Below are 20654 nucleotides of genomic sequence, written 5' to 3' on the forward strand. Positions count from 1 at the left end.
GAGTCAATCTCGTGCAGGGCCAAGTTGTTTGTTGGCATTAACAAAGTGGATGCCAAAAGCCAGCAGCAAAGCCGCAGCGGCGAAACCTGCGGCAAGCCAGAGGTTGGCCGAGAGGCCCAGCCTGTCCACGGCTTGACCGCCGGCCCACGCCCCGAGCGCAATGCCGATATTGAAGACTCCCACATACAGCGCGGCGACGATCTCCACGGCCCCGGGCGCCGCCTTCAGCATCAAGGTCATCAGGCCGACCGATACGCCGCCGTAGGCCAGTCCCCAAGCCAGCAACACCACGCCGCCAGCGATGCTGGAGTCGCCGACAGCCAGAAACAGCAGTGGCGTGAGCAGCAGGCCGCCCGCGATGGCTAGGATGGTTGGCGCTGCGCGCCGCGCCGCAACGCCGCCGGCCAGGAAGTTGCCAATGATGCCCGCGAAGCCATAGGAAAACAGCAGTGTGCCCAGCCATTGCGCATCAAACCCCGACATCGACAGCAGCAGCGGGCGCACGAAGGTAAAGGCCGTGAAATGGCTGCTTACAAGCAACAGGGTCAGGAGCAGCCCCGCCTGCAACTGCCGGTTGTGCAGCTGTTTTCCGAATTGGCGCAAGGTCGTCGAACCGGCAGCGGGCAGGGCGGGAATGACAGCCAGATGCAGCACCAGTACCAGGCCGCTGAACAGCGCCATGGCGCCGAAGGCCCAGCGCCATCCTGCAACGTCGCCGATTTGTGCGCCTAGCGGCACACCCAGCACGGAAGCGGCCGCCACGCCACCGAAGATAATCGACGTTGCCAGGCCGATCGAGCGGGCAGGAACAAGCCGGGACGCCAGACCGCCGGCGATGGCCCAGATTCCGCCCATGCAAAAACCGACGAGAACACGTGCCGCCAGCATCCACGCCATGTTCTGCGCCAGAGCCGAGGCTATGTTTGCGAGCAACAATAGAGTGAGCAAGCCACAGAGAATTGTGCGCCGGTCCAGGTTTCCCGAGACGATCACGACCAGCGGCGCGAACAAGGCCGCCAGCAATGCTGGCAGCGAGATCATCAGCCCGGCGGTTCCGGTGGAGGTGCCCAGGGTGTCAGCGATCGGCGTCAACAGGCCGACCGGCAGCATTTCCGTCGTCACGACCGAAAAGGTGGCCATGCCGACAGCGCTGACCGCCAGCCACGGGTGGCGGACAGCCGTTTCTGCGGCAGCATAGGGGGACGTATTCATGGTGCATATCCTTCATTTGATCATTCGATAAACGGCTTGTGCCGGCGGCGTCGGACCGCTGCTATGCAGTGGCAGCGCATGCCGAGGGGGATCGATATCGGTCCCTGCATGCGATGCTTGCAGCGGAGACGCGTCCCAGTGATAATACATACATCGCGTATGAATAGTATATATTCATACGCACTGTATGTAAACAATCATACGTTATGTATGTAAGGAGAAAGCAATGGTTCGCCGCACGCGTGTGGAGATGGAAGAAACCCGAGCATCGTTGCTGGCTACCGCCCGCACAGTGTTCAGCGAGCGCGGTTATGCCGATACGTCAATGGACGACCTCACCGCGCAGGCAGGACTGACGCGGGGTGCGCTGTATCATCACTTCGGCGATAAGAAGGGCTTGCTGCTGGCGGTGGTAGAGCAGATCGACGCGGAAATGGATGGTCGCCTGCAAAGCATCTCCGACAGCGCTGGCGATCTGTGGGAAGGCTTTCGCCATCGCTGCCGTGCCTATCTGGAGATGGCCCTGGAGCCGGAAATTCAGCGCATCGTTTTACGCGATGCCAGGGCGGTGCTGGGGGCGCTTCACCGGACTCGCAGCGTCATTGCCTCGAGTCGATGCAAGGGCTTATCCGCGAGCTGATTCATCAAGGCATCGTGGTCGACACTTGCCCAGAGGCACTGGCTTCGATGATCTACGGCAGTCTGGCAGAAGCGGTGTTCTGGATCGCCGACGGTGACGAAGGCAATGCGCGCTTGATAAAAGGAGTTGCGGCATTGGAATTGCTTCTACGTGGGCTGTTACTAAAAAAGTAATCGTGAAAAGTGGCAATCTCGTCAGAAGCGGACATTTCCGTAGAACCCTTGAGGTTAATTTTATTGCAATAATATGAAACCTTGGATGACTGAAGCCAAACCAGTTTCGTTGCTGAATGTAGAGCTTTGCTTTCTCTTGAAGAAAGAGTTCTATTTCGGTCCGGACAGACATGCAGGCGTGGACACGTCAACATGTACACAGTGACTTCAGCTGCCTTCATTTCCACGGTCTGAACCATCCATGGTGCTTACGTCCGAACTTGGCGGACGAGAGGGCGAGTTGGCTGCCTACTACCGGCAGGTGGTGGAATTGGCCATCCGCCATGGAATGAATTTCAATTCGATTCGCCACCACTTCTGGGTGCGGTTGTGGATGTGGAATGGCAGGGGTGAGCTTTGAAGGGTTCAATCATTAACACGGAGGAAAAACATGCAAGTCAAGCGTATCGTTGCCAATGTCCCCGTGTCGGATCCGGGCCTGGCGCGGAGGTTTTACCAGGAGGTGCTGGGCCTGAGCCTGCTGATGGACCACGGCTGGATCATGACGTATGGTGCGCAAACCGAGATGAGTGTTCAAGTGAGCTTCGCCACGCAAGGCGGCTCGAACACGGCCGTGCCAGACCTGTCGATTGAAGTCGATGACGTGGATGCCGCATTTGCACGCATGGTTGCTGCAGGGTTTGCCATCGAGTATGGGCTGAGCGATGAACCCTGGGGCGTCAGGCGCTTTTTCGTGCGCGACCCTTTTGGCAAACTCATCAATATTCTGTCGCACGCATAAGCGAGATGCTGACGGCGGCTTCGGGCCGCCAGCCGGCCAATGCCACCCGGCGCCGGCCTGCGTAAAGGGCTGGCGCCGCTCCCAATCTGTTGTACAATCCTTGAGAACGGTCGTGCTTTTTTGTGCGCTGAGCTTCCTTGCGTGCAGTCATCACGGCAACCGACAAGAACAAGGAGACAGACATGGACCTGCATTACACGGCCGGGGAGACGGCGTTCCGCGACACGGTGCGCGCCTTCCTCGACACCCATCTGCCGGCGGACTTGCAGCGCAAGGTGCGCCAGCATCTGCGCCTGAACCGCGATGACTATGTGCGCTGGCACAAGATTGTCGCGCAGCAAGGCTGGGCCGCGCCAGCCTGGCCCGTCGAATACGGCGGCACGGGCTGGACGTCCGTGCAGCGCCATATCTGGGAAGACGAGTGCGCGCGCGCCGCCACGCCCCCGATTTTGCCTTTCGGCATCAACATGGTGGCGCCCGTCATCATGGCCTTCGCCAACGCCGAACAAAAGGCATATTACTTACCGCGTATCCTCAACTGCGACGACTGGTGGTGCCAGGGCTATTCGGAGCCCGGTGCCGGTTCCGACCTCGCGTCCCTGAAAACCACGGCCGAGCGCGACGGCGACCACTACATCGTCAACGGCCAGAAAACCTGGACGACGCTGGGCCAGTACGCGGACATGATCTTTTGCCTGGTGCGCACGGACAGCACGGTGCGCAAGCAGGAAGGCATCAGTTTCTTGCTGATCGACATGAAAACGCCGGGCATCACCGTGCGCCCCATCATCATGCTCGATGAAGAACACGAAGTGAACGAAGTCTTTTTTGATAATGTGCGCGTGCCCGTCAGCAATCTGGTCGGCCAGGAAAACAAGGGCTGGACCTACGCCAAGTATCTGCTGGGGCACGAGCGCACGGGCATCGCCGCCGTGGGCCGCTCCAAGCGCGAGCTGACTTTTCTCAAGCAGCTTGCCATGCAGCAGACCAAGCGCGGCGCGCCGCTGCTGCACGATGCCGCGTTTGCGGCCAAGGTCGCCACCCTGGAAATCGAATTGATGGCGCTGGAAATGACGGTCTTGCGCGTCATCAGCGAAGAGGGCAAGGGGCCGGGGCCGCAGGCGTCCATGCTGAAGGTGCGCGGTTCGGAACTGCAGCAGCAACTGACGGAACTGATGGTGGAAGCCATCGGCCCGCAAGCCTTGCCATTCGACCCGGCATTTCTCGAAGGCAGCGCGCCGCACAGCAGCGCTGGCGACGACCTGGCCGCGCCGCTGGCCGCGTATTACTTCAATTACCGCAAGACATCGATCTATGGCGGCTCGAATGAAATCCAGAAAAACATCATCACGCAGATGATCCTGGGCCTGTAAGCCAGAAGGAGACGACATGGACTTCCAATTCAATCAGGAACAGCAGCAATTCGCCGACGCGCTCCGGCGCTGGGTCGACAAGGATTACCCGTTTGAGATGCGGCAAACCATCATCCATTCCGCCACGGGCACGTCCGATGCGGCCTGGGCAACGCTGGCCGAGCTGGGCATGACGGCCTTGCCTCTGCCGGCCGCCGCGGGCGGTTTCGACGGCACGGCCGTCGATATGCTGCTGGTGATGCAGGAACTGGGTCGCGGCCTGGTGGTCGAACCATACCTGGCTACCGTGCTGGGCGCGCGCTTTTTGACCCTGGCGGGCGGCCATGACGCCGTGCTGGAACAGGTGGCCAGCGGCAGCCTGAAGCTCGCGTGTGCGCTCGGTGAACGCCAGTCGCGCCACGACCTGCACGATATCGCCACCACGGCCATCGCCAGCGGCGACGGTTTCGTGCTCGACGGCGAGAAGACCGTCGTCATCCATGGTGCCCAGGCGGGCGCGCTGATCGTCTCGGCGCGCAGCGGCGGCGGCCAGATGGACACGGACGGCATTTCGCTGTTCCTCGTGCCCGTTGACGCGCCCGGCGTTTCCGTGCGCGACTACCGCACCATCGATGGCCAGCGCGCCGCCACCGTGACCTTCGTGCAAGTGGTGCTGGGGCACGATGCGCTGGTCGGACAAAAGGGGCAGGGCTGGCCCGTGCTCGATGCCGCACTCGACTATGGCGCCGCCCTGCTGTGTGCGGAAGCCGTGGGCGCCATGGATGCCATCTTTGCCGCCACGCTCGACTACTTGAAGACGCGCCAGCAGTTCGGCGCGCCGATCGGCAAGTTCCAGGCCTTGCAGCATCGCATGGCCGACATGTTCATCCACCTGGAGCAGGCCCGTTCGATGGCCATGCTGGCCGCCGCCAAGGCCGGCAGCGAGGACGCGGCGGAGCGGCGCCGCACGGTTTCGGCCGCCAAGGCGCGCGTAGGCCTGGCCGCCACCTTTGTCGGCCAGCAAGCCGTGCAATTGCATGGCGGCATGGGCGTGACGGACGAATTGCCCGCCGCCCATCATTTCAAGCGCCTCTCCATGATCGCCCTGACCCTGGGCGACGTGGAGCACCACATCGAGCGCTTTATCGCCCAGCCGGGCTTCTTGCCGACGGAGACCGCATGACCGCATTGACCGGAATCAGCCCCAAGCACTGGTATTTCGAAGACTTTACGCAGGGCCTGGAAATCGACCTGGGCCAGCGCCACGTGACGGAGGCGGAAATCATCGCCTTCGCCACGGATTTCGACCCGCAGCCGTTCCACGTCGATCATGCTGCGGCGGAAAAACCATCTTCAAGGGCGTCATCGCCAGCGGCTGGCATACCTGCGGCATGATGATGCGCCTGGTGGTAGATAACCTGCTCAAGCATTCATCCAGCATGGGCTCGCCCGGCCTGGACAGCATCCGCTGGCTCAAGCCCGTGCGCGCGGGCGACACCCTGCAGCTGACCTACCAGGTCAAGGAAGTGCGCCCGTCGACGTCGAAGCCGGACCGCGGCATCGTCATTTCCGTGTGGAGCGTGCGCAACCAGCATGGCGACGTGGTGACCACCGTCGAAGGCATGGGCATGTTCGGCCGCCGTCCGGCGGGAGAGCAGCATGCGTGACATCGCCGGCATCGCCGGTTTCCAGGCCTTGTCGGGCCAGCACGTGGCCGTCTCCGACTGGCTCACCATCACGCAGCAGCGCATCGACACCTTTGCCGACGCCACGGACGACCATCAGTGGATCCACGTGGACGCCGAGCGCTGCGCGCGCGAGTCGCCGTACGGCTGCACCGTGGCGCACGGCTTTCTGACCTTGTCCCTGTTGCCCGCCATGCTTGCGGGCGCCTTGCACATGGCCGGCATCCGCATGGCCATCAATTACGGCCTGAACAAGGTGCGCTTTCCCGCCCCCGTGCCCGTCGGCAGCCGCCTGCGCGCGCGGCTCGATATCCTGTCCGTCGAGGACGTGCCGGAAGGCGCGCAAGTGAACTGGGCCGTCACGATGGAGAGGGAAGGCGACACGAAACCCGTGTGCGTGGCGGAATTTCTGATGCGCTGCTATCCCTGAGCTGCAAGCTGAGCCCACATCGTAGGTCGGCGTAGGTCGGTTTAGCCCGCAGGGCGTAAGCCGACGCAGGTGCGCGCGCCTCCTCTTTACTCCCCTCCGACGCGCAATACCTGTCCCGCCCCGTCTGCTTGGCGCGGTACAGCAGGGCGTCGGCGGCGCGGATCAGGGCGCTGGGATCCATGCCTTCGGTGGGCATGACGCTGGTCATGCCCAGGCTGACGCTGACGTGCGGGCCGACGCTGGACCTGGCGTGGGGAATTTCCAGCGCGCGCACTTCGTCGAGGATGCGCTGGGCCACCACTTCGGCGCCGTCGCGCGTTTCCTGCGGCAGCAGGATGATGAATTCCTCGCCGCCGTAGCGCGCCAGCAGGTCGGGCGGGCGCACGGCGCAGCGGCGCAGGGCGGCGCTCACCTGCTGCAGGCACAGGTCGCCCGCCTGGTGGCCATACGTGTCGTTGTAATCCTTGAAGTGATCGATATCGGCCATGATGAGGGCCATCGGCACGCCGTCGCGCGCGCAGCGCCGCCATTCGCTGTCCATCGTGTCGTTGAAGCTGCGCCGGTTGGCCACGCCCGTCAACGAGTCCGTCAGCGACAGTTCGCGCATGGCGTCGGCCTGCCGCTTGATGGTCAGCTGGCTGCGCACGCGGGCCCGCACGACGGCCGCGTTGAACGGTTTCGTGATGAAATCGACGGCGCCCGCTTCCAGCGCCCGCGTCTCATCCTCGGGCTGGTTCAGGGCCGTGACGAAAATGACGGGAATGGCGCTCAGGATGGCCGATTCGCGCAGCGCATTGCAGACGGCATAGCCATCCATGCCGGGCATGACGGCGTCGAGCAGGATCAGGTCCGGCAGCTGATTATGCGCAATCTCCAGCGCCTTTTCTCCGCTCAGGGCGAACAGCACATCGTGTTCCTCGCGCAGCAGCTGGTGCAGGATCTGGATGTTTTCCATGGCGTCATCGACGATGAGGATGCGCCCGTTCATGGCAAGATTGGTCCAGCTCACTTGTTTTCCTCTCGTTTCAGCTGGTCGAGCACGAGTTTTTCCGCTTCGGAAAAATCCAGTGTCTCGACCGCGTTGGCCAGCGCCAGGGCCGCTTCCCGGTCTGACTGTTGTAGCGCGGCGTGCAGGGCGTGGAATTGCGCCAGCGCCCTCAGATTATTGTTGCGGATCAGGACGAGCAGCTCGGTCAGGCCGGCGCGCAGGTCGACCGGCGCGCTGCCGGGCGCGGCCGCAGCGGGTTGGCTGCGCCGCAGGGGCGAGGGCAGGGTGCGCGCCGCTTCGATGACTTCCGCCATCGCCAGTTCCAGCTGTCCCAGCAAGGCGGCAGCGGCGTGCGATTGCCCCGTTTTCAGCGCCTTTTCCGCCTCGCCGGCCAGGCTGGCGACGTGGGCGGCGCCCAGGTTGGCCGCCACGCCGCAGACGCGGTGCAGCAGTTGCGCCGCCTGCCGCGTCTGGCCGGCGGCCAGCAGGCGCCGGGTGTCCACGACGGCGTCGCCTTGCGAATTCTCAAAGCGCTTGAGCAGGGCCAGGAAGGCGCCGTAATCGCCGCCGAAGCGGTGCAGGGCCGCCGCCAGGTCGATGCCGGGCACCGCGGCCGGCAGGTCCGGCGTTTGCGTGGCGGCATCGCCCACCTGCACGGCGCCGTCGCCGCCACCCGGGTGCGCGGGCACCAGCCGGGTCAGGGTCAGGATCATCTCGTCGACATCGATGGGCTTGGCCACGTGCGCATTCATGCCGCTGGCGACGGCGCGCAGGCGGTCTTCGTCCATGGCATTGGCCGTCATGGCGACGATGGGCAGGTCCGGCAAGCCCAGTGCGCGGATGGCCAGAGTGGCGTCATAGCCATTCATGACGGGCATCTGCAAATCCATCAGCACCACGTCCCAGGCTTGCGGGGTTTGCGCCAGCAGGTCGACGGCCAGCTTGCCGTTGGCGGCCACGGCCACGCGCGCGCCCGAGTGCAGCAGGATGTACTGCGCCACTTCCTGGTTGATTTCATTGTCTTCCACCAGCAGTACGCGCATGCCTTCCAGCAATCCCGACAGGGGCGTGGAAACGGGCAGCGCGGACGGTGCGTTGCGGCCATTGCGGCCGTCGCGCACGGCCGTCACGGCCGCCAGCAGGCGCGCCGGGGTGGCCGGTTTCGAGACGATGCCGGACAACATCAGGCTGTCGGCCAGGCGCTCGAGGTTTTCGCTGTCCTGGTCGGCCACCAGCATGATCACGGGCGGCAGCGCCAGGTGCGCGCCAGCGCGCGCCTCGGTGAGCATGGAAATGCCATCCATGCCCGGCATGGCCGCGTCCAGCAATACGATGTCTGCCGCCGGCCCGCCGCCGGCATGGGCCCGCAGCAGGGCCAGGCCGGCCGCGCCGCTGCCGGCGCTGCGGCTGTGCCAGCCCTGCGCCGCGCACCAGCCTTCCAGCATGGCGCGCACGCTGGCGTTGTCGTCGATGATCAGCAGCGTCAGATCCCTGGGCGCGGCCTTGCCCGGCGGCTCGGGCGGCGGCGCCACCTTGCCGAAGCGGCAGCTGAAGCGGAAGTCGGAACCCTGGCCCAGCGCGCTTTTCACGCTGAGCTGGCCGCCCATCAATTCCACCATGCGCCGGCAGATGGCCAGCCCCAGTCCCGTGCCGCCGTATTTGCGGCTGGTGCCGCTGTCGCCCTGGGAAAACGCGTCGAAGATGCGCTCCTGCTCGGCCGCGCCGATGCCGATGCCCGTGTCGCGCACGGAAAACTCCAGCGTCGCGCTGGCCGCATCCTCGGCCACCATGGCGATGGCCAGCACCACTTCGCCATGCGCGGTGAACTTAACGGCGTTGCCCACCAGGTTGATCAGGATCTGTTCCACGCGCAGGGCGTCGCCGATCAGTTCATCGGGCACGCCCGGGTCGAGCACGAACACGGGCTCCACGCCGCGCGCCCAGGCGCTGCTGGCCAGCAGGACGCCGACGCTGCCCAGCATGCGTTCGAGCTGGAAGCGGCGCTGTTCCAGCACCATCTGTCCCGCCTCGATCTTGGAAAAATCGAGCACGTCGTTGACGATATGGAGCAGCGACTGCGTGGCCATCTGGATCTTGCCGACGTAGCTGCGCTCGCGCCGTTCCAGCGGCGACTCTTCCAGCAGGCGCGCCAGGCCGATGATGGCGTTCATCGGCGTGCGGATTTCATGGCTCATGTTGGCGACGAATTCGCTCTTCGCCGTGCTGGCCGCCTCGGCCTTGTCGCGCGCGCGCACCATTTGCTCGTTGAGTTCGTGCAGGCGCAATTCCGTGCGCTTGAGTTCGGAGACGTCCGAGGCCAGCACGAAGAAGCCGCGCACGCCGCCGCTGTCGTCGACGTCGGGGATGTAATTGGTCCACGTATGGCAGACCTGGCCCGTGGGGTCGAGCAGGTCGCGCTCGAAGCTTTGCGGCCGGCCCGCCAGCACGCCCTCGACGTGGGGCGCATACACATCGAACAGTTCCTGCCCCAGCAATTCGCGCATGTGGATGCCGGCCAGCTCGGCGCTGCTGCGGCCAAACCATTCATTGTAGAAATTATTTGCGAATCGGCAACGCAAGTCGGCGCCCCAGTACGACACCATGCCGGGCAGGTTGTCGGTGACGGTGCGGATGAAGCGCTCGCTCTGTTCCAGGCGCAAGGTGGTGGCGTGCAGCACCTCGGTGGCGCGCTTGCGTTCCGTGATGTCGATCGATACCCCCAGCACGTGGCTGGCACGTCCCGCGTCGTCGCGCAGCACCACCTTGCGCGTGGTGAAGTGGCGCGTGGTGCCGTCGGCCGTGTTGATCGGCTCCTGCTCGATTTCCACCATCTGCCCCGTGGCCAGCAGCTTGCGGTCGGCGCTGACGAAGGCGGCGGCCTGCTGCGGCGGGAAGAAGTCATGGTCCGTCTTGCCCAGCAATTGCTCGCGCGAGCGTCCCAGGGTCAGTTCCGCGTGGCGGTTGATCATTTCAAAGCTCAGCTTGTCGGCGCGCTTGACGAAGACCATGGCCGGGATGTTTTCGATGATGGTGCCGAACAGGTGTTTCGAGCGGCGGAATTCCGCTTCGCTGCGCTTGCGTTCGCTAATGTCCAGCCACAGGCCCGACACGCCCAGCAACTGCTGCTCGGGGCCGAAAATCGGGTGATACGAGACGATCCAGTGGCTCAGCTGCTCGCGCTGCTGCCCGCTATGGCCCTGCAATTCGAGGTCGACGATGGGCGATCCCGTCTCGAGCACCTGGCGCACGCAGCGTTCCACCTCCATGCGCACGGCGGCGTCGAACAGCATGGCGCCCACGGGACGGCCCAGATGCTGCGCCACGCTGGCCCCGTTGATGGCGGCCAGGTACTGGTTGACCATGACGATGCGCAAGTCCAGGTCCACGAACAGCATGCCGATGGGCGCCGTCGCGTAGACGGTTTCCAGCAGGCGCGTGGATTTTTCCAGGGCCAGGGTGCGTTCGTCCACCAGGCTTTCGAGCTGCGTGCGGTGGCGCCGCAAGTCGCGTTCCAGCGCGCCCAGGGCGTTGGCCATGTCGGCCGATTCGCGGTCCGTGTGCTTGTTAGAAAGCAAGGGTTTGCCTTGCGCCAGCGCATGGATCTGCAGGGTCAGTTCCTGCAGGGTGCGGGCCAGGCGGCCGCCCACGCGCCAGGCCAGGGCAAAGCCGGCGCCCAGCAGCAGGGCCAGGATGAGGGAACCCGTGACGACGGAGCGCAGCAGGGCTTCGGCCACCGTGCTGGTGCGGATGGTGACGGCCACCGTCCAGGCGTCGTCCGGCGCGCGGCGAAAGCCCGTATACACGTCGATGCCTTCCAGGGTGGCATGGCGCAGCACGCCTTCGCGCGCCTGGCGTATCTGCTCCAGCAGGGGCGCCGGGCTGCGCTGGCCCACATAGCGCTGCGGCGCCAGGGTGCGCGCCACGTTGATGCCGTCCGCATTGATGATGGCCGCGCCCAGGTAGGCCGGCAGGTGCAGCTCGCGCAGCAGCAAGGGCAGGTAGTCGGGACGGTACAGCGCCGTCAGCACATAGGCGGGACCTGTATCGCGCGGCAAGGGTTGGTTCAGGGCCAGCCGCGGCACCTCGTCCGGCTCCATGAGCAGGCTGGTCAGCCGAGGCTTGCCGTAGTCGCGCGCGCGCTCCATGCTGGCCGCCCATTTCTGCGGCAAGGGGGCGGCGCCTGGCCGGCGGGCAAGGCTGTATTGACCAGCTGGCGTCCCTTGGCGTCGGAGATGATGTAGGCGCTCACGGCCCGGCCCGGCTGCAGCAGGCTGCCGGCCAGCGCGCGCAGGGCGCCGATATCGTCATCTTGCAGGGCGGGCGAGGCGGCCAGGATGCGCGCGGCCATCTGCGCGCCGCTCAGGTCGCGTTCGATGGCGGCGGCGACCGCCCGTGCCGCCTGCGCCGTTTCGCTGACGACATGGCCGCGTTCGCGCGTGTAGCTTTGCGCCATGAGCAGCAGAAACACGAGTGCCGTCGGAATGACCCAGGCGAACACCAGCCATGAAATTCTTGAGCGTATCGAAGGCAAATCTTGCACCCGGAAAGCTCCCAGAATGGATGAGTCGACAGGCAGGCTCACGCTGGCGCTGGCTGACCTTGAATGAAAAGATGCTAGACGAAATTGATTGTTCTGACAAGCCTAGTTTCTGGGGTGGAAAAAAGGTTGCGCAAGGCATACAGAGGAGGGGGATGTCCCTCCCGCCGTGGCGGCGGGAGGGCGAGGCAGCTTACGGGACCACGGTCAGCACGTCGACATCGATTTCCGGGCTTTCCATGAAGTCTTTTTCCACTTCGCCGCGGATTTCCACCCGGGTCTTGGCGTCGATCTTGCGGTTCATGAAGACCTTGTCGTCGATGTCCACGCGGATTTCCGCCGTGCCGTCGGAGAAGGTGTATTTCTCGTTGCCCACTTTGCGCAGCAGGTGGCCGCGCAGCACGACGGCCTGGTCGTCGACGGGATTTTTCAGGATGGCGGCCACATTGCCGGGCGCGGCCGGGCCGGCCGACGGCCCCACGTATTGGGCGTGCGCGCCGCCGGCCAGCAAGGCGCAGGCGGCGGCCAGGGAGACGATGAGTTGGCGGTGCAGGGACATGGTATTCCTTCGATAGTGACTGTTGGCTTAGAAAAACACGGCGGTGCGGGGAATGATAGCACCGGTATTTCCATATGGCATATTCGCGCGGACGCTGCCCGTGCCGGCCACGCCATCGTCGAGTTTGCTGTCGATCTGCTCCGCGTAGCTTTCGGGCAGGTTGTCGAAGCGGATGCCGTTGCCGGCCCGTCCACCCACTTCGTCGTTGTACAGGTACACGGCGCCGCCCTGGGCGCTGGTCATGAATTGCGAGGTGCCGTTGAACGAGCCGGTAATGAAGCCGCCCAGCGCCAGGTGCTGCGGCGCCAGCGTGAATTCGCGCGGCTGGCCGTCGCCGATCTGGCCGTCGCCATTGCCGTTGCCTGCCGAATTTGGCACGTGCACGGTGCCCTGGATATCGTCGCCGGGCAGGGCGCGGAACTTGTCCTGGTAGGCGTTGACGGCGGCCGTCAGCGCATTCGACTGCTGGATGATGTTTTTCACCTTGGCGCTGTCGATCAAGCCTTGTCCCTTGAGCACGCCGCCGAGCAGCAAGCCGATGATGACCAGGACGATGGCGATTTCTACGAGCGTGAAGCCGTGCTGGCGGCGTGGGAGCATGGGATGTCCTTGGAAAAAGTACTGGTGCTTGGGATGGCAGTTTACTGCAAATGGCGCCGTGCGCGCACGGCATGTCGGACGGCGGCTCATGGCGCCGCCTTTTTCTTGTCGGCCAGTTCGTCGAGCCGGCGCGCGAGGAAGGCCAGCTCGTGCGGGTCGGTGATCTGGCCGCTGGCGATCAGGCCGCCGATCACCAGGCGCGCGCTGTCGAGCTGGTCCATGTCTTCCAGGATGAACGCTTCCATCTCGCGCACCCAGGCTGGCACTTGCGGCCCCGTCGCCAGCCGGCGCAGTGCGCGGGCATAGGCGAGCGCCAGCGGCAGGTCGTGCAACTGGTGCTTGGCCACCAGCGCCGCCTGCGCCATCGCGGGCCAGCGGTGCTGCGGATCGGCGGCGAAGCTGGCGGCGACAAAATCGAGCATGCGCCGCGCGCGCTGCGGATCGGCCACGCCCGCGTACACTTCGCTGGCGGCCACCAGCGCATACCGGCTGCGCGGGTCCAGCGTTTGCGCCGTCTCCAGCCAGCCGGCCAGGCGGTCATAGTCGAGCTCGCGCCACGGCAAGCTGACGCCGGGCTGGTCCTCGAACGATTGCAGGTACAGCAGCATGGCCTTGGCCATGGCCAGCGGCTCGCCCAGGCTGGCCAGGCGCGCCACGGCTGCCGGCGGCGCGGCGGGCAGGGGCCGCGCCTGTGGCGGTGCGTGCTGCTGCGCCATGCGCCAGCCCAGCTGCAGCAGCACGCAGGCCGCCAGCAGCCAGCACAGGGGGCGCGGTACGCTCGACCACGGACGCTGGGCGGCGGCCATCAGATGTTCCTGCGGTAAAAGTCGCACAGCGCGCAGCTGGCCAGCAAGCCGACATAGATGGCCGTTTGCGCCGCCACGCTGCCCAGGGCTTGCCAGTCGCCGGTCGCATACAGCAGCCACTCCGTGCGCGCAAAGGCGTCGAGGCGGGGTAGCAGCAGGGCCAGCATGTCGATGGCGCCGGCCGTGGCGCGCTGCACCAGGGAGTCGCCCGCCTGCGGGCCGTGCGCGAGTAACTGCAGGCTGCCCAGCATGCGCGCCAGCACATAGAAGCCACCCGTGGCGGCCAGCGCGGGCAGGGCCTGCTGCAGGCTGGCCGCGCACAGCAGGCTGAAGGCGGCGACGATCCATAATTCCCCCAGCAAGGACAGCGCCCACAGCGCGCTTTGCGCGGGCGCGGCGAACAGCGCCATCAGCAGGCCGAACAGCATGGCGGGCACGGTCGCCAGCGCTGCATAGCCCAGCAGTTTTCCCAGCAGGTAGGCTGCGCGCGGCATGGGCAAGGCCAGCAGCAATTCGAGGCCCCGGTCGGCCGCCTCGCGCGCCATGCTGGTGATAATGAAGGTGGCCAGCAGGAAGACGCCGGCCAGGCGCAGGGTGGCCGCCAGCAGCGCCGCCTGCACGGCGCCGCTTTCCGTCAGCGCCAGTTGCTGCAGGAAGCCGGCCAGGCCGGCGCCGGCGCAGGCGGCCAGCAGGAACAGCCACGGCAGGCGGCTGCGCAGCGCTTCGAGCAGCGTGTAGCGGGCGATGGTGAGGGCGGGCGAGAGCATCGGCATCAGCGGGGCAGCCTCTGCGCCGCCACCATGCGGTTGAACAGGATGTTCGGCGACAGCCAGACGACGATATCGTCGAACTCGCCGCCGGGCTGCTGCGCGCCGCTGGCGGCGCGGCTGATGAAGGTGGTGGCGTTCGATGCATTGTTGCGCTCGTCGACATTGTTGCCGAAAGGCACAGCCTGGCGCTGGCCCTGCACGTTCGTGGCGCCAAAGCCGTTCTTGCCGTGCGACATGATCATGGCGGGAATGTCCTGCAAGGCCGTCGCCTGCAGCAGCGCGCCGCCGTTGCGCGTGACGATGCTGATGTCGCGCGGCGAGCCCAGGTTGAACTGCTGTTCGCTGTCGCTGAAGGCCGGCGTCACGCTGTAGCGGAACAGATGGTTCCAGCTGTCGCCCTGGCGCAGCCCCAGGGTGGCCCATGGCAGGAAGCCGGCGCGTTTTTCGCCCGTGCAGCGGGCGCCGCGCCGGTCTTCCAGGCCATTGCCGGCGGAAATGGCGGGACACGGCAGGTAGCCGTAGCGCAGCGCGTAGCCCGTCAGCGCTTCTTTCGCTTCATTCAGCGCCTGTTGCGTCTCGGCCACCTTGCGCTGTTCCAGCTGCACCGTCAAGGGCGTGACCAGGCCGCCGATCATCAGGCCGACGATGACGAGCACGATGGCGATCTCGATCAGGGAAAAGCCGCCCTGGCGGCGCGCATGGCGGGCGCTCATGGCAGGTTGCGCGCGGCGCGCATGCGTTGGTACAGGGTGGGCAAGGTAATCCAGGTCAGCATGTCGTCAAAGGCGCCACCGGGCAGCGTGGCAAGTTCGGTGGCGGGGCGGGCGATGAAGCGGCGGCTGGCGCTGTCGTTGGCGGCTTCGTCGATATTGCCGCGTGCCGCAGTGATCTGCGGCACGCCGCTGGCGGCCGTGCCGTAGCGATCTTTGCCTTGCGAGAACAGCACGGCGGGCAGGCATTGCGCGCTGACGTCGCACTGCTCCTGCCCCGCCACGTAGGTGAATTCGCCGCGCCCGTCGCGGCGCAGCACGGCTCGGTTGGCGACGGCGGAAAACGAGACGATGGGGGCGCGCGCCATTTCCGGCGTGACGCTGTAGCGCAGCAGCTTGCCCCAGGCATCGACGCCGTCCACGCCCAGCGCCACCCACGGCAAGAAGCCGCTGCACTCGGCGTCGCCGGCGCAGTCGGCGGGCCGTTCGCGCCCGTCGAGGGCGGAGGCGGCAGGGCGGGGCAGGCGGCCATTGACGGCCGCAAAGCCCAGCAAGGCGTCGCGCGCCTGCGCCAGGGTGGCCAGGGTGCGCTGCTGGCGTTCGGCCTCGCCCGTGTTGCGCCCGAAGGCGCCGATCAGCAGGCTGGCCGCGCCCAGGCCCAGCACGGCCACCAGCAGCAGCAGGGCGGCGCCGCGCTGGCCATGCGCCTGGCGCGGCGTCATGGCGGCGCCTCGGTGACCGTGCCGTTGGCCGGGTCGTAGCGCTGGCCGGGTTTCAGCAGCACCACCTGGCCCGTCGACAGGCGCAGGGTCAGGCTGCCGGGCTGCTCGCGCGCAAGATGGTTGTGCGGCTCGTTCTGCGCTTCCTGGTTCAGCCAGACGGTGGAGCGGCCGCTGCTGCGCTGTACCACGCCATTCAATTCGACGGGCGGGGCGGGTGGTGGCGGCGGAGGCGGAGGCGGCGGAGGCGTCAGGGCGGGATCGGCCGGCGGCGGCCCGTAGCGCTGCGCGTCGAGCTGGGCGCGCTGCTCGGGCGACAGGAACAATCGGCCCAGCTGCGGCGACCGTGCCTGTGCCTGGGCCGTCAGCGCGGCGCCAGCCAGCAGCGCACACAGGACGAGGGTGGTCCTCATGGCCGCCCCGGCACGGGCGCGCTGCCCAGGGTCAGCCACAGCAGCTCGCATTCGGCGCCCAGGGTGGGCGCCATGGCGCCCGTGGCGATTGCGTTGCCTGTGCCTGGCCCGGCCCCGGCCCCGGCCGCCGCGTGGCGCTTGAGCGTGCAATCCTGCACGGCGAAATAGCCGGCCTGGCGCAAATCGCCGAGCAGGTTCAGCAAATCCATCTCGTGCAGCAAATCCATCTGCAGGCGCATGCGGCTGCCGTGCAGCTGATATTGCCCCATCAGCATGGGCAGCGGCACTTGCAGCGCCTGCTGCGGGCTGATGTCATAGCTGACCGGCAGCAGCTTGCGCTGTTCCTGGCTGCGCCGGATGGCATCGATCCAGGCCAGGCGGTTTTCCCCGCCGATCAGGCCGCGCTGGCGCAAGGCCAGGAATTGCGGTTCGTAGGCGCGGATTTCCTGCTTCTCCGCTTCCGCATGGTTGAACAGGAGGGCGGCCGCCGAACGCGTGCGCTGGGCCAGGTCCAGCTGCTGGGCTTCGCGCGCGCGGTAGGCGATGCTCAGGCTCAGCAGCACCAGGCTGGCCAGCATGGTCAGCGCAAAGCACAGCAGGGCGCGGCGGATCAGGTGCAGTTCGCCCAGCCAGGCGGGCAGGGTGCGCGCGGGCGCGCCTGCGCGCTGCATGCCGGGCAGGGGCGGCTGCTTGACGGGGCCGCTCATGGCTGCCACGCGAGCAAGAGGGTGAAGCGGGCCTGGCTGTCCGGAGCCGGGGCGGCGCTCTTGCCGGACAGGGCCGCGCTGGGGCGCAGGTCGAGCGGCGTTTCCTCGATCGTCACCTGCATGCCCGGCTGGCGAGCCAGCGTTTGCGCGAAGGCCGTGATGGCGGCCAGGGCCGCGCGGTAATCGTTGTTCGGCATGGCCACGTCCGCTTCCAGGCGCAGCGCCTGCGGCGGCGCGACGGGAATGCCGGCCAGGGTGCTGCCGGTCGTGCCGCCTTGCTGCTGCGGCTGCTGCTGGCCGCGGGCCGTGCGCGCGGGCGCCTGGCCCGCATGCCAGTGCAGCTGGCCCAGCGCGACTTGCGGCGCCTGGTCCAGCGCGGCGCTCAGCATGCCCAGCAGCCGGCCCGGCTCCGGCGCCTGGCTGGCGATCATGTGGCCCAGGGTCACGGCCACTTTCATATTCTGCGTCTTGGCCGGCGCCGGCGCCTGGGTCGACATGACGCTGCGGTAGCGCTCCTGGTAGGACGCCGTTTCCTGCGTCAGGCGCTGCGTGGCGGCGCCGTCGGCTATGCCGCCAAGCAAGTTAATCGCGCACCACAGGGCCGCCGACGCGCCGATCAGCGTGCTGGCGCCATACAGCGTCTTGCGCGCGCGCTGGAAGTGGTAGTAGCGGGCCAGCGCCCCGGGCGGATAGTGGCTGGACGGCGGATGCTTGCCCAGCAAAGTCAGCAGTAATTCGTCGGCCAGCGCCGGGGTCCGGCGCAAGCCCACCCGTGCGCCCGCCAGCTGCAGGTCGATGAAATGGTAGGCCACTTCGACGCCGTTGTCGCACAGCAGTTCGAGCTTGGCGATTTGCGCGGCCGGCGCCAGGATGACGGTATTCAAGACGTCGCCGCGCGCCAGCATGCGTGTGCTGGTGAGAAATTGCCGCGTCTTTTCCGTTTCCAGCGCGATATTCACGGCCACGCCGTCGAGCGCGATGGTGGCCGTCTGGCGCGAAAAGCGCAGCTGGCCCTTTTCGTAGTAGCTTTGCCGCAAGCCGCCCGATTGCTGCGTCACCAGCAGCAGGTGTTCGTGCGCGATCGCCAGCTTTCTGACCAGCGCGATACTGAGCAGGCTGGTCGAGTAAATGCCGGCCACGGGCACGCGCAGGTGTTCGAGCGCCTCCGTCCACGGCTGCAGCAGCGACGGATTGGTCAGCGCAAAGAACAGCACCTGGTCATCGTGGCGGCCCGTGCTTTCGCGGCCCAGCAGGGTACTGCCGCGGTAGGGCGTGTCGCGGTGCAATTGCTGCTTGCGCCGCTCCAGCAAGGCCCGGCCCGCCTTGCCGCGCACGTGGGGCAGCAGCTGGCGCTGGAAATCTTCCTCGATCAGGTCCGTCAGCAGGTAGGCGGGCACGTCGAGCCGCTGCGCCTGCGGATCTTCCAGCCACGCGGCGAAACCGTCCAGCCCGGCCGCGCTGGCGGGGAAGACGTGGCCCTGGCCCAGCACGCCGTGGTCCCAATCGTAGGCGCACAGCGCGTCGCTGGTGATGTAGAGTAATTGTTTGCGGAACACGGCGGTCTCAGGTCTCGGGTCTCAAGTTTTCATCGTGCTGATGGTGTCGTAGATCGGCCCCAGCACCGACAGCATGATCCAGCCCAGCAGCAAGCCCAGGATGACGGTCATGGCGGGCTCGATCATGGCTTGCACTTTTTCAATCAATTCCTTCACTTCGCGGTTGTAAAAGTAACTGACATTGCGCAAGGCCGTGTCCAGCGAGCCCGTGGCCTCGCCCACCTTCAGCATGCGGATCACCAGCGGCGGGAAGATGCCCGTGTGCTGGAAGGCGGCCGTCACGCCGTAGCCCTCGCTGATCAGCTGGGCGGCGCGGCGCAGGCCGGCCGCCACCACCTGGTTGCCGGCGATGCCTTCGGACAGGCGGATGCATTCGAGTATCGTGATGCCGGAAGCATACATCAGGGCAAAAAACGTGGCGAAGCGGGCCAGGATGATCTTGTGCAGCACGGGGCCGACCAGCCACAGCCGCAGTTTCAAGCCATCCCAGGCATAGCGGGCCGCCTCGCTGCGGCGGATCAGCGCGCGCAGGCCGAAAAACAGCAGCGCGGGCAAGGCCAGCAGCACATACCAGTAATCGATGAACACATTCGATACAAAGATCAACACGCGCGTGTGCAGCGGCAGCTCGCCGCCCATGTTGCGGATGAAGGCCGTCAGCTGGGGCACCAGATAAATCATCAGGAAAAACGTCACGCCCGCCACCACCAGCGCGACGATGATCGGGTACATGACGATCTTGCGCGTCTGCGAGGCCAGCTCGTCCTGCCATTTCAGGCTTTCCGACAGGTTCTTGAAGACTTCGGCGATCTTGCCGCTCTGTTCGCCCGCCAGTATCAGGCTGGTAAACGTGGCGTCGAAGATGTCGCCATGCTGGGCCAGCGCGCCCGACAGCGGCAAGCCGCCCTCGATGCTTTCGATCAGATCCGTGACGACTTCGCGCAGGCGCGGGTGGTCCGTGCTTTCACGCAAGTCGTTCAAGCCTTCCAGGATGGGTACGCCCGCGCCCGTCAATTGCTCCATGTGGAAACAGAAATTGATGAGGTCGCGACGGTGGATGATCCGCTTGCCCAGCAGCACCAGATACTGACCCGTGATCTTGCAGTCGATCAAGTCGAGTTGCATGCGGTGCAAACGCGCTTCCAGGTCCGGCACGTTGGCCGCCTCCATGCTGCCGGGAATCAAAGTGCCGGCGGCATCCATGGCGCGGTAGACATATTGCGCCATCAGGCCAGCCTTTCCGTCAGATCGACCACGCGGCCCACTTCTTCCAGTGTGGTGGCGCCTTCCATCACGCGGCGCATGCCGTCGTCGACGATGCCCTTGAAGCCGGCCGCGCGCGCCGCGTTCTTCAATTCGCGCGAACTGGCGCGGCGCGCCGTCAATTCATCGAGTTCGGGCGTCATCTTGAGGATTTCCATGATGGCCAGGCGGCCCTTGTAGCCCTGGTGCGCGCAGCGCTCGCAGCCCACGGCGCGGCAGATGGACACGGGCGCATCGCTTGCTGCCAGGCCCAGCAGGCGGCGCTCGACGTCGTCGGCGATCACGGTTTCCTTGCAATGCGGACACAAGCGGCGCACCAGGCGCTGCGCCACGATGCCGATGATGTTGCCGGCCATGATGTCGGGCAGGATGCCGATGTCGAGCAGGCGCGAGATGGAGCCGATGGACGAGTTCGTATGCAGGGTGGAATACACCTGGTGGCCCGTCATGGCGGCGGCAAACGCCATTTCCGCCGTTTCGCGGTCGCGGATCTCGCCCACCAGGATGATGTCCGGGTCTTGCCGCATCATCGAGCGGATGCCGTCGGCAAAGCCCAGCTTGACGGATTCGTTGACGGAAGTCTGGCGTATCATGTTCATCGGATACTCGACCGGATCTTCCAGGGTCATGATGTTGACGCTTTCCGTGTTGATGTGGTTGATGATCGAATACAAGGTGGTGGTCTTGCCGCTGCCCGTCGGGCCCGTCACGAGGATGACGCCGTCAGGGCGCGCGATCATGAGTTTCAACAAA

The 20654-nt window shown here is 65.9% G+C and carries 19 protein-coding genes and 2 pseudogenes; 6 read left to right on the plus strand and 15 right to left on the minus strand.

Annotated features, from left to right (window positions below):
• Window positions 1-3: 3 nt before the first annotated feature.
• The gene (locus ACRHIG_RS14955) at window positions 4-1212 is read right to left on the minus strand and encodes an MFS transporter (protein WP_489630632.1); all 1209 of its coding nucleotides are present in this window, start codon (window positions 1210-1212) and stop codon (window positions 4-6) included.
• Between the two features lie 226 nt (window positions 1213-1438).
• Between ACRHIG_RS14955 and ACRHIG_RS14960 the strand changes: the two are divergent.
• From ACRHIG_RS14960 to ACRHIG_RS14985, 6 genes and pseudogenes are all read left to right on the plus strand, one after another.
• Window positions 1439-2025 (plus strand): annotated as a pseudogene (locus ACRHIG_RS14960) (TetR/AcrR family transcriptional regulator).
• Between the two features lie 430 nt (window positions 2026-2455).
• Entirely contained in the window at window positions 2456-2806 is a 351-nt protein-coding gene (locus ACRHIG_RS14965; RefSeq protein WP_475414448.1) for a VOC family protein, read from the plus strand.
• A 182-nt stretch (window positions 2807-2988) separates the two neighbouring features.
• Window positions 2989-4179, plus strand: a complete 1191-nt coding sequence (locus ACRHIG_RS14970) for an acyl-CoA dehydrogenase family protein (RefSeq protein ID WP_489630633.1) — start codon at window positions 2989-2991, stop codon at window positions 4177-4179.
• Between the two features lie 16 nt (window positions 4180-4195).
• Window positions 4196-5341 (plus strand): acyl-CoA dehydrogenase family protein, encoded by a 1146-nt coding sequence (locus ACRHIG_RS14975; protein ID WP_489630634.1) that lies wholly within the window; start codon window positions 4196-4198, stop codon window positions 5339-5341.
• Window positions 5338-5825 (plus strand): annotated as a pseudogene (locus tag ACRHIG_RS14980) (MaoC family dehydratase). The gene ACRHIG_RS14975 and the pseudogene ACRHIG_RS14980 overlap by 4 nt, the downstream one beginning before the upstream one ends.
• Window positions 5818-6273: a MaoC family dehydratase gene (locus ACRHIG_RS14985; protein WP_121669851.1), complete on the plus strand. Its 456-nt coding sequence runs from the start codon at window positions 5818-5820 to the stop codon at window positions 6271-6273. Before ACRHIG_RS14980 ends, ACRHIG_RS14985 begins: the two are co-directional and overlap by 8 nt.
• Here ACRHIG_RS14985 and ACRHIG_RS14990 read toward each other — a convergent pair.
• The 14 genes from ACRHIG_RS14990 to ACRHIG_RS15055 form a co-directional block, all read right to left on the minus strand.
• On the minus strand, window positions 6203-7282 hold the full coding sequence (locus tag ACRHIG_RS14990) for a diguanylate cyclase domain-containing protein (RefSeq protein WP_489630635.1): 1080 nt from the start codon (window positions 7280-7282) through the stop codon (window positions 6203-6205). The two genes, ACRHIG_RS14985 and ACRHIG_RS14990, sit on opposite strands and share 71 nt — an antisense overlap.
• Complete coding sequence (locus ACRHIG_RS14995) at window positions 7279-11430, minus strand: PAS domain-containing protein (RefSeq protein WP_489630636.1); 4152 nt, start codon at window positions 11428-11430, stop codon at window positions 7279-7281. Before ACRHIG_RS14995 ends, ACRHIG_RS14990 begins: the two co-directional genes overlap by 4 nt.
• Complete coding sequence (locus ACRHIG_RS15000; RefSeq protein WP_489630637.1) at window positions 11370-11729, minus strand: hypothetical protein; 360 nt, start codon at window positions 11727-11729, stop codon at window positions 11370-11372. The genes ACRHIG_RS14995 and ACRHIG_RS15000 overlap by 61 nt, the downstream gene beginning before the upstream one ends.
• Before the next feature lie 262 nt (window positions 11730-11991).
• On the minus strand, window positions 11992-12357 hold the full coding sequence (locus ACRHIG_RS15005; RefSeq protein ID WP_489630638.1) for a YgiW/YdeI family stress tolerance OB fold protein: 366 nt from the start codon (window positions 12355-12357) through the stop codon (window positions 11992-11994).
• A 27-nt stretch (window positions 12358-12384) separates the two neighbouring features.
• Window positions 12385-12957: a prepilin-type N-terminal cleavage/methylation domain-containing protein gene (locus ACRHIG_RS15010; RefSeq protein ID WP_475414456.1), complete on the minus strand. Its 573-nt coding sequence runs from the start codon at window positions 12955-12957 to the stop codon at window positions 12385-12387.
• An 86-nt stretch (window positions 12958-13043) separates the two neighbouring features.
• Window positions 13044-13763, minus strand: coding sequence for a hypothetical protein (locus ACRHIG_RS15015; RefSeq protein WP_489630639.1), 720 nt, complete (start codon window positions 13761-13763; stop codon window positions 13044-13046).
• Entirely contained in the window at window positions 13763-14536 is a 774-nt protein-coding gene (locus ACRHIG_RS15020; RefSeq protein WP_489630640.1) for an ABC transporter permease subunit, read from the minus strand. The genes ACRHIG_RS15015 and ACRHIG_RS15020 overlap by 1 nt, the downstream gene beginning before the upstream one ends.
• Window positions 14536-15246, minus strand: a complete 711-nt coding sequence (locus ACRHIG_RS15025; protein ID WP_489630641.1) for a type II secretion system protein — start codon at window positions 15244-15246, stop codon at window positions 14536-14538. The genes ACRHIG_RS15020 and ACRHIG_RS15025 overlap by 1 nt, the downstream gene beginning before the upstream one ends.
• Window positions 15243-15965, minus strand: coding sequence for a hypothetical protein (locus ACRHIG_RS15030; protein ID WP_489630642.1), 723 nt, complete (start codon window positions 15963-15965; stop codon window positions 15243-15245). The genes ACRHIG_RS15025 and ACRHIG_RS15030 overlap by 4 nt, the downstream gene beginning before the upstream one ends.
• Entirely contained in the window at window positions 15962-16375 is a 414-nt protein-coding gene (locus ACRHIG_RS15035; protein ID WP_489630643.1) for a hypothetical protein, read from the minus strand. The genes ACRHIG_RS15030 and ACRHIG_RS15035 overlap by 4 nt, the downstream gene beginning before the upstream one ends.
• Window positions 16372-17082 (minus strand): hypothetical protein, encoded by a 711-nt coding sequence (locus tag ACRHIG_RS15040; protein ID WP_489630644.1) that lies wholly within the window; start codon window positions 17080-17082, stop codon window positions 16372-16374. The genes ACRHIG_RS15035 and ACRHIG_RS15040 overlap by 4 nt, the downstream gene beginning before the upstream one ends.
• Entirely contained in the window at window positions 17079-18638 is a 1560-nt protein-coding gene (locus tag ACRHIG_RS15045; RefSeq protein ID WP_489630645.1) for a hypothetical protein, read from the minus strand. The genes ACRHIG_RS15040 and ACRHIG_RS15045 overlap by 4 nt, the downstream gene beginning before the upstream one ends.
• A gap of 21 nt (window positions 18639-18659) precedes the next feature.
• Window positions 18660-19865, minus strand: a complete 1206-nt coding sequence (locus ACRHIG_RS15050; RefSeq protein ID WP_489630646.1) for a type II secretion system F family protein — start codon at window positions 19863-19865, stop codon at window positions 18660-18662.
• Window positions 19865-20641 (minus strand): GspE/PulE family protein, encoded by a 777-nt coding sequence (locus tag ACRHIG_RS15055; RefSeq protein ID WP_489630809.1) that lies wholly within the window; start codon window positions 20639-20641, stop codon window positions 19865-19867. Before ACRHIG_RS15055 ends, ACRHIG_RS15050 begins: the two co-directional genes overlap by 1 nt.
• Between the last annotated feature and the right edge of the window lie 13 nt (window positions 20642-20654).

This window comes from Janthinobacterium sp. C22 (assembly GCF_057919405.1).

Bases quoted from the DNA above. Each gene is read 5' to 3' on its own strand.
- ACRHIG_RS15030 (WP_489630642.1), bottom strand. From the start codon at position 15,965: ATGACGCCGCGCCAGGCGCATGGCCAGCGCGGCGCCGCCCTGCTGCTG.
- ACRHIG_RS15020 (WP_489630640.1), bottom strand. From the start codon at position 14,536: ATGCCGATGCTCTCGCCCGCCCTCACCATCGCCCGCTACACGCTGCTC.
- ACRHIG_RS15025 (WP_489630641.1), bottom strand. From the start codon at position 15,246: ATGAGCGCCCGCCATGCGCGCCGCCAGGGCGGCTTTTCCCTGATCGAG.
- ACRHIG_RS15040 (WP_489630644.1), bottom strand. From the start codon at position 17,082: ATGAGCGGCCCCGTCAAGCAGCCGCCCCTGCCCGGCATGCAGCGCGCA.
- ACRHIG_RS15035 (WP_489630643.1), bottom strand. From the start codon at position 16,375: ATGAGGACCACCCTCGTCCTGTGTGCGCTGCTGGCTGGCGCCGCGCTG.
- ACRHIG_RS15010 (WP_475414456.1), bottom strand. From the start codon at position 12,957: ATGCTCCCACGCCGCCAGCACGGCTTCACGCTCGTAGAAATCGCCATC.
- ACRHIG_RS14955 (WP_489630632.1), bottom strand. From the start codon at position 1,212: ATGAATACGTCCCCCTATGCTGCCGCAGAAACGGCTGTCCGCCACCCG.
- ACRHIG_RS15005 (WP_489630638.1), bottom strand. From the start codon at position 12,357: ATGTCCCTGCACCGCCAACTCATCGTCTCCCTGGCCGCCGCCTGCGCC.
- ACRHIG_RS15015 (WP_489630639.1), bottom strand. From the start codon at position 13,763: ATGGCCGCCGCCCAGCGTCCGTGGTCGAGCGTACCGCGCCCCCTGTGC.
- ACRHIG_RS15055 (WP_489630809.1), bottom strand. From the start codon at position 20,641: ATGATCGCGCGCCCTGACGGCGTCATCCTCGTGACGGGCCCGACGGGC.
- ACRHIG_RS14970 (WP_489630633.1), top strand. From the start codon at position 2,989: ATGGACCTGCATTACACGGCCGGGGAGACGGCGTTCCGCGACACGGTG.
- ACRHIG_RS14965 (WP_475414448.1), top strand. From the start codon at position 2,456: ATGCAAGTCAAGCGTATCGTTGCCAATGTCCCCGTGTCGGATCCGGGC.
- ACRHIG_RS15050 (WP_489630646.1), bottom strand. From the start codon at position 19,865: ATGGCGCAATATGTCTACCGCGCCATGGATGCCGCCGGCACTTTGATT.
- ACRHIG_RS14975 (WP_489630634.1), top strand. From the start codon at position 4,196: ATGGACTTCCAATTCAATCAGGAACAGCAGCAATTCGCCGACGCGCTC.
- ACRHIG_RS14985 (WP_121669851.1), top strand. From the start codon at position 5,818: ATGCGTGACATCGCCGGCATCGCCGGTTTCCAGGCCTTGTCGGGCCAG.